The organism is Dietzia sp. SLG310A2-38A2 (genome assembly GCF_014145095.1).
In the GTDB taxonomy this organism is placed as follows: domain Bacteria; phylum Actinomycetota; class Actinomycetes; order Mycobacteriales; family Mycobacteriaceae; genus Dietzia.
Genome location: NZ_JAALDX010000311.1, coordinates 1 through 1,964 on the forward strand (window position 1 = coordinate 1; position 1,964 = coordinate 1,964).

At 71.7% G+C, this 1,964-nt stretch carries 2 protein-coding genes and 2 pseudogenes; 2 read left to right on the top strand and 2 right to left on the bottom strand.

Features of this window, described 5'->3' with window-relative positions; translation table 11 throughout:
- Together G6027_RS11490 and G6027_RS11495 are read right to left on the bottom strand one after the other, a co-directional pair.
- Window positions 1-441, bottom strand: a pseudogene (locus G6027_RS11490) (GNAT family N-acetyltransferase); the annotation flags it as partial.
- Window positions 434-1,150, bottom strand: a complete 717-nt coding sequence (locus G6027_RS11495) for a peptide deformylase (RefSeq protein WP_182637304.1) — start codon at window positions 1,148-1,150, stop codon at window positions 434-436. The pseudogene G6027_RS11490 and the gene G6027_RS11495, both read right to left, overlap by 8 nt.
- Window positions 1,151-1,277: 127 nt before the next feature.
- Between G6027_RS11495 and G6027_RS11500 the strand changes: the two genes are divergently transcribed.
- Together G6027_RS11500 and G6027_RS11505 are read left to right on the top strand one after the other, a co-directional pair.
- Window positions 1,278-1,613: a DUF3263 domain-containing protein gene (locus G6027_RS11500; protein ID WP_241727046.1), complete on the top strand. Its 336-nt coding sequence runs from the start codon at window positions 1,278-1,280 to the stop codon at window positions 1,611-1,613.
- 15 nt (window positions 1,614-1,628) lie between these two features.
- Window positions 1,629-1,964, top strand: a pseudogene (locus G6027_RS11505) (LytR family transcriptional regulator); the annotation flags it as partial.

Consider the following 1,964-nt stretch of genomic DNA (forward strand, 5'->3'; position numbering starts at 1 on the left):
ACGGGCGGCGTACCAGTCGCGGACCCCGTCGAGCTCTCCGCAGCTGGCCCACGGCAGCACCGGGACCGCCGAGTTCCCGCGGTAGGACCAGTCGTCCCCGGCGCGGCAGAACCAGCCGTCCACCAGCTCGAACTCGGTACCCGGCCACGCCAGCGCACCCGCGTACTCGTGGGCCCGGACGTCGCGGGCCCGGACCGGCCGGGGCGGCAACACCTTGAGCACGGCGATGTCGGCGTCGGGGATCCGCACTTCCTCGCCGGACTCCCGGCGCACCACCAGCACGGGATCCAGCTCGACCACGTGCCCGATGACGTCGGTGTACAGGTGCGAGCTCTGCCCGGCCTCCAGATGACGGCGGACCACCACGCGCTCGCCCACCTCCACGCGTCGGCCGGCGTTCCACCGGGACCGGTCCGCCAGACCCCGGTCCTGCTCAGCCATGGAAGCCAGCGGCCTCGTCGTCGTCGTTGTCACCGGGGCCGTCCGGCCCGTCCCACCCGGCCGCGTCATCCGGGTCGTCGTCCTCCTCGTCGGCGAACGGATCGGGATCGGTGGTCGGGTCCCAGCTCAACCCGGGCACGCCCCAGCCGGCGTCGCGGATGTGCTTCTTGGCGGCCTTGCGGTTCCGGCCGATCAGGTGGTCGGTGTAGAGGAAGCCGTCGAGGTGACCCACCTCGTGCTGCAGGCACCGCGCGAACAGGCCGTAGCCCTCCACCGAGACGGGCTCGCCGTTCTCGTCGGTACCGGTGACCCGGGCCCACCAGGCGCGCCCGCGCGGGAAGTTCACGCCAGGGACGGACAGGCATCCCTCGAGATCATCCTCCGGGTCCGGCATGGTCTCCGGGATCTCGGAGGTCTCCAACACCGGGTTGACCACGCAGCCGCGCCGGGTGATCCAGCCGCCACGGGCCTCGACGTCCTCGCGGGAGACGCCCTCGCCGTCCTCGGTGTCCAGATCGGGGCAGTCGTAGACGAACACCCGCTTGCGCACGCCCACCTGGTTGGCGGCCAGCCCCACGCCGTTGGCGGCGTCCATCGTCTCGTAGAGGTCGCGGACGAGGTCGCGGATCTCCTCCGGGGACCCGGTGACGGGCTCGGTGGGGGCGTGGAGGGCGGGATCGCCGAGGATGACGATGGGCAGGACGGCCATGGCAGGAGATCCTAGTGCGCACCTGGCAGGGTGTCGGATCCGTGTGGTTCACTACGGGGGAATCACAACGGTGTGATCCGCACACCCGCACCGGAGCACCTGCACCGACACCACAGGAGGCGCGCGCATGGGTCGATCAGCTACTGCGGCACGCGGTCCGCAGGTCGCGGGCGGGACGCAGCCCGCGACCGAGCTGCACGCTGCCGATCCCGTCCTGTCCGATCGGGACCAGGCGATGCTCGAGTTCGAACGGCAGTGGTGGAAGTTCGCCGGCTCCAAGGAGGAGGCGATCCGGCAGAAGTTCGAGATGTCGGGCACGCGCTACTTCCAGATCCTCAACGACCTCATCGACCGCCCCGAGGCGCTGGCCGCGGACCCGCTCCTCGTCAAGCGTCTACGTCGCATGCGGAGCAGCCGTCAGAAGGCACGCGCGGCGCGCAACCTGGGAATGCGCCTCGACTGACCTACACTCACCGGCGTGAGCTCCCAGCCCGAAACCTCGCAGCACGATCCCTACGGCCCGGGCGCGCCCGGTGGCGACGCCGGGGTCGGTCCCGACCCGGATGAGCCGACGGGCCCTCCCTATCGGGCCATCGCGATGGTCCTCCTCGCCGCGGTGGTCCTGGCGATCGGCATCGGGCTCGTCCAGCTGTTCGGGGGCGACGACGAGACCCCGACCGCCACCGACCAGGAGAGCTCGCAGGTCGATCAGTCCGAGCAGCCGGGTCAGGCCGTCGAGCCGGGACAGCCCGGGGACGCCCCCGCCGGACAGGACCCGCAGGGTGCGCCGCAGGAACAGGCGGCGCCCGGACAG

Excerpts from the sequence above, each read along its gene's own strand:
- G6027_RS11495 (WP_182637304.1), bottom strand. The coding sequence starts at position 1,150 with ATGGCCGTCCTGCCCATCGTCATCCTCGGCGATCCCGCCCTCCACGCC.
- G6027_RS11500 (WP_241727046.1), top strand. The coding sequence starts at position 1,278 with ATGGGTCGATCAGCTACTGCGGCACGCGGTCCGCAGGTCGCGGGCGGG.